This window comes from Virgisporangium aurantiacum, from assembly GCF_016863635.1.
Taxonomy (GTDB): Bacteria; Actinomycetota; Actinomycetes; order Mycobacteriales; family Micromonosporaceae; genus Virgisporangium; species Virgisporangium aurantiacum.
In genome coordinates, this window is sequence record NZ_BOPG01000001.1 from 38,192 (window position 1) to 45,373 (window position 7,182).

Below are 7,182 nucleotides of genomic sequence, written 5' to 3' on the forward strand. Positions count from 1 at the left end.
GGCACCGCCCTCGCCACCGGCCGGGGTCAACATCGACATCGGCGGCGGCAAGCCCAGCACGTCCATCGTGATCATCCTCGCGCTGACGGTGCTGTCGATCGCCCCCTCGATCCTGCTGATGACGACGGCGTTCACCAAGGTGTTCGTGGTCCTGTCGATCACCCGCAACGCGCTCGGCCTGACCACCGTGCCACCCAATCAGGTGATAGCCGGACTGGCCCTTTTCCTCAGCTTGTTCATCATGGGGCCGACAGTGGGTGAGATGAACAAGCAGGGCGTCCAGCCCTACCTCAAAGGCGAGAAGACCCAGACGGTCGCCTTCGAGGACGGGGTGAAGCCGCTGCGCCAGTTCATGCTCAAACAGACGCGCGAGGAAGAGATCGCGCTGCTGACCAAGGTGGCGAACAAGCCGCAGCCGAAGAACGCCGACGACGTCGAACTGACCACGCTGATCCCGGCGTTCGCGCTCTCGGAACTGCGGGCCGCGTTCATCATCGGCTTCGTCATCTACATACCGTTCCTGATCATCGACATGGTCGTATCGGCGGCACTGATGTCGCTGGGCATGATGATGCTCCCCCCGGTGACCGTGTCACTTCCGTTCAAGATGCTGCTCTTCGTGCTCGTCAACGGATGGGGCCTGATCATCACGGCCCTGGTGGCGAGTTACCAGTAGCGTTTGGGGGTCTTCATGACCGACAACGAAGTCGTGACGCTGGGCATGCAGGCGTTCCAGATCTCGTTGAAGCTCGGCGCGCCGATCCTGCTCACCGCGCTCATCCTCGGATTCGGCATCTCCCTGTTCCAGTCCGTCACCCAGATCCAGGAAGCCACCCTGTCGTTCGTGCCGAAGGCGGCCGGCATCGGCGTGGCGCTGCTGTTCAGCGGCAACTGGATGCTCCACGAGATGGTCACGTACACGACGAACCTGTACGAGCAGATTCCGTCCCTCCTGCTATGAACCTGGGGGTCGCGGAAGACACCCTGATCGCGGTGCTGCTGGCGTCGGTGCGCGCGCTGGCGTGGCTCATCGCGGTCCCCCCGTTCAACTCCCGGCTGGTTCCGGCGCGGGTCAAGGCGATCGTGAGCGTGGCCATCGCGCTTCCGCTCGCGCCGATGCTCGTCGACTCGGCCCCGCCGACGTCCGACACGGGGCGCTTCCTCGGCGCGATCCTGGAACAGGTGGTGGTCGGTGCCTCGCTGGGCTTCGTCACCGCGCTGTTCTTCGCCGCGGTGCAGGCCGCCGGCAGCATGATCGACCTGTTCGGCGGCTTCTCCGTGGCGTTCGCGTTCGACCCGTTCGCCAACAGCGGCACCGCCGTGTTCGGCCGGTTCTACAACATCCTCGCGACGGCGCTGCTGTTCGCCACCGACGGCTACGCGATGATCGTCCGCGGGTTCGCCACGTCCTACCGCACGCTGCCGATCGGCGGCGTCTTCTCGTGGGAGGGCCTGGCCCGGCTGCTCACCACCGGCGTCGACCAGATGTTCCTGGCCGCGCTGCAGATCGCCGGACCGCTCGTCGCGGTGCTGTTCTGCACCGACGTCGCGCTCGGCCTGCTCACCCGCGTGGCGCCCGGGCTCAACGTGTTCTCGCTCGCGTTCCCGCTGAAGATCGCCCTGACCCTCACCGTCGCCGGCACCGCACTGGTGCTGCTGCCGCACGCGTTCACCGGTCTGATCGACCGGGCCGTGCGGGCGGTGCTGGATCTGATCGGGGGGTGAGCCGATCCGATGTCCGGTGAGAAGACCGAAAAACCCACCGCGCAACGCAAGAAGAAGGCGATCTCCGAGGGGCAGATCGCGCGGACCCCCGACCTCGGCGCCTGGGCGGGCATGCTGCTGGCCAGCTTCCTCGTCCCGAGGGCGCTCGGCAGCGCGATGGACAGCGCCGCACAGGTCTTCCGGCAGGGCGTCCAGATGGCGAGCGACCCCGACATCGGCAAGGCGCAGGAACTGTTCAAGAGCGGCTTCATCGACGCGGCGATGGCCGTCGCGCCGCTGGGCCTGGGGCTCATGGCACTCGGTCTGGCGGCCGGCGCGGCGCAGGGCGGGATCCACTTCCCGGCGAAGATGTTCATGCCGAAGTTCAACCGGCTCAACCCGTTCCCCGGCCTCAAGCGCACGTTCGGCGGCCACGCCGTGTGGGAGGCCGTGAAGGTCACGCTGAAGACCTCGGTGCTCGGGCTGGTGCTGTACTACGCCGTCAAGGACCTGGTGCCGGCGGTCATCGCACACGGCGCGATGCCGCTGGAGACACTCCTGCACCTGGTCGCCGACACGGCTGTCGGCCTGATGCGGTATGCGGCCGCCGCCGGTCTGGTGATGGCCGCGGCCGACTACGCGATGGCCAAACGGCGCATCAACAAGCAGATCTACATGAGCAAGGAAGAGATCAAGCAGGAACACAAGAACACCGAAGGTGACCCGCACGTGAAGGGCGCCATCCGGGCGAAGCAGATCGCGATGGCCCGCAACCGCATGATGTCCAACCTGCCGGTGGCCGACGTCGTGATGGTGAACCCGACGCACGTGGCGGTGGCACTGGCCTACGAGCCGTCGAAGGGCGCGCCGCGGGTGATCGCCAAGGGCGCCGGCGCCATCGCGGCGAAGATCCGCGAGAAGGCGACCGAACTACGCATCCCGATGGTGCAGAACCACGAGCTCGCCCGGACCCTCTACAAGACGGTCGAGCTCGGGCAGGAGATCCCGCCCGAGTTGTATGTGGCGGTGGCGCGGGTGCTGGCGTTCGTCATGTCGCTGAAGGCCAAGGGAGCGGCCGCCGGCCTGCATCGCCAACCGAACGCCCCCGTCGCCTGACCGGGCGGTCGCTTACCGGGCCAGCCCCGCGAGTGCGCTCTCGCTCCACCCCACCGCCGACAGATACGCCCGCGCCAGCTCCGTCGCCGACATCGGCGACACCGCCAGCGCCGGCAGATCCGAGCTCTCGTAGGCCCGCACCAGTTGCAGCACCGCGCCGAGCCGCCCCGAGCCGCCGGTCAGCGCGGCGGCGATCTCCGGCGTCACCGGCAGGCGCGGCACCAGCTCCTCGATCGGCTCGGCGACCAGGTCGGCCACCCCCGAGAGAAGACCGACGGTGAAGGCGGCATCTGTGGGCGCACCCGCGTGCCGGGCCACCAACTGGCACAGGCGGGCCCGGGTGAGGGTGCCGGCCAACTGTTCCGGCGACGCCTCCGCGACGTCGGACGCCATCAGAAGCACCACCCACTGGCGGATGCGGTTGGCACCGAGCACCGTGGCGGCCTCGCGTACCGAGGACACCTTGCGCGCCAGGCCGACCGCGGCGGAGTTGGTGGCCTGCAGCACCCGGAACGACAGGGCGGGATCGGCGGTGACGATCGGCACGACCTCGTCGATGTCGGTGTCGGCGGCCGACAGAGCGGTGAACAGCTCCAGCCGGCGCAGCCGGGACGGGTTCACCGACACCGCGGTGAGCGTCTGCGGACGCGCGTACACGTGCCCCTGAAAGTAGTCGAACCCCAGGTCCATCAACGCGTCGAGCTGTTCCTGCGTCTCGATGCGCTCGGCCAGCACCTCGATGTGCGGGTACCGCCGCACGTCGTGCAGAGCGGCTTCCACCTCCGCGATCGGCACGCCGAGCACGTCGAGTTTCACGTACGACGCCAACCCCAGCAGACGCTCGTGCCCGCTGCCCCACACGAAGTCGTCCAATGCGATCTTGAAACCGCGGGCGGCCAGCGCGGCCACACCGGCGATGACCTCCTCGTCGATCTCGACGGTCTCCAGCACTTCGAGGACCACGCGCTCCGGCTCGAACGGCAACGGCAGGTCGCCGACGAGAAACTCGCGGGTCATGTTCAACAGGCAGCGCTTGTCGCCGACGATCTGGTCGAGGCCGAACTCCTGGAACGCCGTCAGGATCACCTGCGTGGTCGCGTACGCGTCGGACTGGGTGGCGGTGACGGCCGACCGCGCGCCCCGGAACAGAAGTTCGTACGCCACGATCGCTCCCGAGCGGTCATGGATCGGCTGTCTGCCGATGTGTACGAGTCCGCTGGCTCCAGCGGCTTCAGTCACGAGGGTCACGCTGGTCCGGATCGGCACCCACGGCACTGAATGAAGAAAAACCTCAACCCTGCGCAGGAGTGGCCGATCGGACGACTGCCAGGACGGCGAAAAACTCTGCCAGGACGGCGCTCCGAGTTGACACGGTGGCCGACATCTGCACGGCACCGGGGCAGGGTGGGTGTGCGTGGGTCGGATCGGTCGCTTCGTGGTGCCGGTTGGCGTGGTCCTGATCATCATCATGATGGTCGTGCCGCTGCCGGCGCTGCTGATCGACCTTCTGATCGCGGTCAACATCACGGCGGCGATGCTCATCGTGCTGGTCGCGATGTTCGTCAACCGTCCGCTCGAGTTTTCCGCCTTTCCCGCGATCCTCCTGGTCGCCACGCTGTTCCGGCTCGCGCTGAACATCAGTGCCACCCGGCTCGTGCTGCTCGACGGGTTCGCCGGTGACGTCATCGAGGCGTTCGGCCATTTCGTGGTCGGTGGCTCGCTCATCGTCGGCCTGGTGATCTTCGCGATCCTGGTCGTCATCCAGTTCATCGTGATCACGAAGGGCGCCGAGCGCGTCGCCGAGGTCGGCGCCCGCTTCACCCTCGACGCGATGCCCGGTAAGCAGATGGCGATCGACGCCGACCTCAACGCCGGCCTGATCGACGAGAACACGGCCCGCAAGCGTCGCGAGGACGTCGGCGCGGAGGCCGACTTCTACGGCTCCATGGACGGTGCCTCGAAGTTCGTCAAGGGTGACGCGATCGCCGCGATCATCATCACGCTGATCAACCTGATCGGCGGGTTCGCCGTCGGCATGCTCCAGAAGGGCATGGACGCGATGGACGCCGTGGAGACCTACAGTCTCCTGTCCATCGGTGACGGCCTGGTGTCGCAGATCCCCGCGCTGCTCCTGAGCGTGGCCACCGGTCTCATGGTCACCCGCGCCGCCGGCGAGGGCGACATGGGGTCGACGGTGATCGCCCAGTTCTCCCGGCAGCGCCTGGCGATGCAGATCGGTGGCGCCGCCGCGCTAGCCCTGTGCCTGATACCGGGCCTGCCGAAGCTGCCGTTCCTGATCGTCGGCGGCGCGGTGCTGATCCTGGCCCAGCGGCTGCCGAAGGCGTCGGAGCTGGAAGCGATCGAGGCGCGGGAGGAGGCGCCGCCGGAACTGCCCTCGCCGGACTCCCCCGAGGCGCTCATCGGCGAGATGCGGGTCGACCCGCTGGAGATGGCGCTCGCGCCGGACCTCGTCGACCTCGTCGACACCGGCGGCGGCGACCTGCTCGACCGCGTCCGCGCGCTCCGGCGGAAGATCGCGCTGGACATCGGCATCCTCATGCCGCCGGTGCGCACCCGCGACGACCTGACGCTCGACCTGTCGACGTACTCGATCCGCATCTCGGGCGTGGAGGTGGCGACCGGTCAGGCGCCGCCCGGCACGGTGCTCGCGATCGGCGAGGGCCTCGACTTCCTGCCCGGCCGCGCCGGGGTGGAGCCGGTGTTCGGCCTGCCCGGCAAATGGGTGCCGGCCGAACTGCGGCACCAGGCCGAAATGAGCGGCGCAACGGTGGTCGACCGCGCCTCAGTGATCATCACGCACCTCGCTGAAGTCGTGCGTTCCAACGCTGCGCGACTACTCGGTCGCGAAGATGTACGAACTCTCACAGAAGTGGTCAAACGAACGCATCCTGTAGTGGTGGAAGAACTGACTCCGACTCTGCTTTCGCTCGGTCAGGTCCAGCGCGTGCTCGCGGGCCTGCTCGACGAGGGCGTCCCGATCCGCGACCTGGTGCGGATCTTCGAGTCGCTGTCGCTGACCGCGAAGGTCACCACCGACCACGACTCCCTCCTGGAGGCGGCGCGGGTGGCGCTGGGCCCGGCGATCGCGGCCCGCCACCTCACCGACGGGACGCTCCACGCCATCACGCTGGAGCCCCGCCTGGAGCAGTCGTTGCTGGAGTCCCTGCGTCCCACCGACGCCGGGCTGCAGATCCTCGTCGACCCGCACCGGGCCGAGTCGCTGCTCAGCGACCTGAACCGGTTGCTCGAAACGGCCGAGCAGCAGGGCACGACGCCCGTCGTCGTGGTCTCGCCGCAACTGCGCATGCCGCTCCGGCGGCTGACCGCGGTGGCCGTCCCCCGGTTGCCGATCTTGTCCTACGCCGAGATCGCGAAGTGCACATTCCGTATCGAAACTGTTGGGGTGGTAAGCGGTGCCCACTCGATTGCTGCTTGAAGGCGGCGACCTACAGGAGCTGCTCGCGCAGGTGCGCGAGGAGCACGGCGCGCGCGCGAAGATCGTCTCGGCCGAGCGCGTCCGTGCGGGCGGCCTCACCGGCCTCCTGCGCGCCGAACGCTACGAGATCACGGTCGAACTGGCCGACGACGAGTCCGCCGAGGCGCCGGTCGCCGTCGGCGCGCCGGCGGGCGCGGGCGGGTCGGCCGGTCCGGCCGCCGCGCCCCCACCACCGGGCGCGCCCGCGGCCCGTCCGGCATCACCATCAAATGTGACGCGCGCAGCGGCGGCCCCCGCCACGACGACCCGCCCGGCTACGACGGCCGCGGCGAAGGCCGGCAACGCCAGTACTGCCGGCACCGTCGGCACCGCCGGCACCGGGGCGCGCCCGGCGGCGCCGGCCACCCGGCAGGCGATCGCCACCGGCGACGCGGCCCCCGACGTCGACGAACTGCTGGCGCTGCTCGAACAGCGCGAGCAGGCCACCCCCGACTCCTCCGCGGTCGGCAACTTCGACGACGTCCTCGCCGAGCTGCGCGGCGTCAACGGAAACACCGGTGTCGGCAACGGCGCCGCCATCGCCCGGGCCGCGGCCATCGCCCAGGCCACCGCCGCCGAGGGAGCGGCCCAACCAGCACAGTCCAGCGCCCAGAGCGCTCTGGAGAACGCTCTGGAAAGTTCCTTGCCCGGTGCCCTGCGGCAGGAATCGAGCCCGTCCGGCCTAGAAACGGTGGAGTTCTCGATGGATCCGATCTTCGCACCGGCCAAGCGCCCCGAGGCGCCCCCCTCGCCCGCCGGCCTCGCTCCGAATGGCGCCCCGAACGGCGCCATCAACGGAACCGCGAACGGCGCCGCCAACGGCGCGCTGCACGGCACAGCAAACGGTGCCCCGAACGGCACGGGCA

General features: G+C 69.0%; 6 protein-coding genes and 1 pseudogene. 6 read left to right on the forward strand and 1 reads right to left on the reverse strand.

The features are described 5' to 3' along the window. Positions 1-67 precede the first annotated feature (67 nt). From fliP to Vau01_RS00240, 4 genes are read left to right on the forward strand one after another with little or no spacing between them, the layout of a single operon-like run. Complete coding sequence (fliP, locus tag Vau01_RS00225) at positions 68-676, forward strand: flagellar type III secretion system pore protein FliP (protein ID WP_239151178.1); 609 nt, start codon at positions 68-70, stop codon at positions 674-676. A 15-nt stretch (positions 677-691) separates the two neighbouring features. Beyond that, positions 692-961, forward strand: a complete 270-nt coding sequence (gene fliQ / locus Vau01_RS00230; RefSeq protein WP_203985513.1) for a flagellar biosynthesis protein FliQ — start codon at positions 692-694, stop codon at positions 959-961. Continuing rightward, positions 958-1,725, forward strand: a complete 768-nt coding sequence (fliR, locus tag Vau01_RS00235) for a flagellar biosynthetic protein FliR (RefSeq protein ID WP_203985516.1) — start codon at positions 958-960, stop codon at positions 1,723-1,725. Before fliQ ends, fliR begins: the two co-directional genes overlap by 4 nt. A gap of 9 nt (positions 1,726-1,734) precedes the next feature. After that, on the forward strand, positions 1,735-2,820 hold the full coding sequence (locus tag Vau01_RS00240; RefSeq protein WP_203985519.1) for an EscU/YscU/HrcU family type III secretion system export apparatus switch protein: 1,086 nt from the start codon (positions 1,735-1,737) through the stop codon (positions 2,818-2,820). Positions 2,821-2,832: 12 nt separating this feature from the next. Here Vau01_RS00240 and Vau01_RS00245 read toward each other — a convergent pair whose 3' ends face one another. After that, positions 2,833-3,984, reverse strand: coding sequence for an EAL and HDOD domain-containing protein (locus Vau01_RS00245; protein WP_239151179.1), 1,152 nt, complete (start codon positions 3,982-3,984; stop codon positions 2,833-2,835). Between the two features lie 250 nt (positions 3,985-4,234). Between Vau01_RS00245 and flhA the strand changes: the two genes are divergently transcribed. Continuing rightward, on the forward strand, positions 4,235-6,277 hold the full coding sequence (gene flhA / locus Vau01_RS00250) for a flagellar biosynthesis protein FlhA (RefSeq protein WP_239151180.1): 2,043 nt from the start codon (positions 4,235-4,237) through the stop codon (positions 6,275-6,277). Further along, a pseudogene (locus tag Vau01_RS00255) lies at positions 6,255-7,182 on the forward strand (hypothetical protein); the annotation flags it as partial. The gene flhA and the pseudogene Vau01_RS00255, both read left to right, overlap by 23 nt.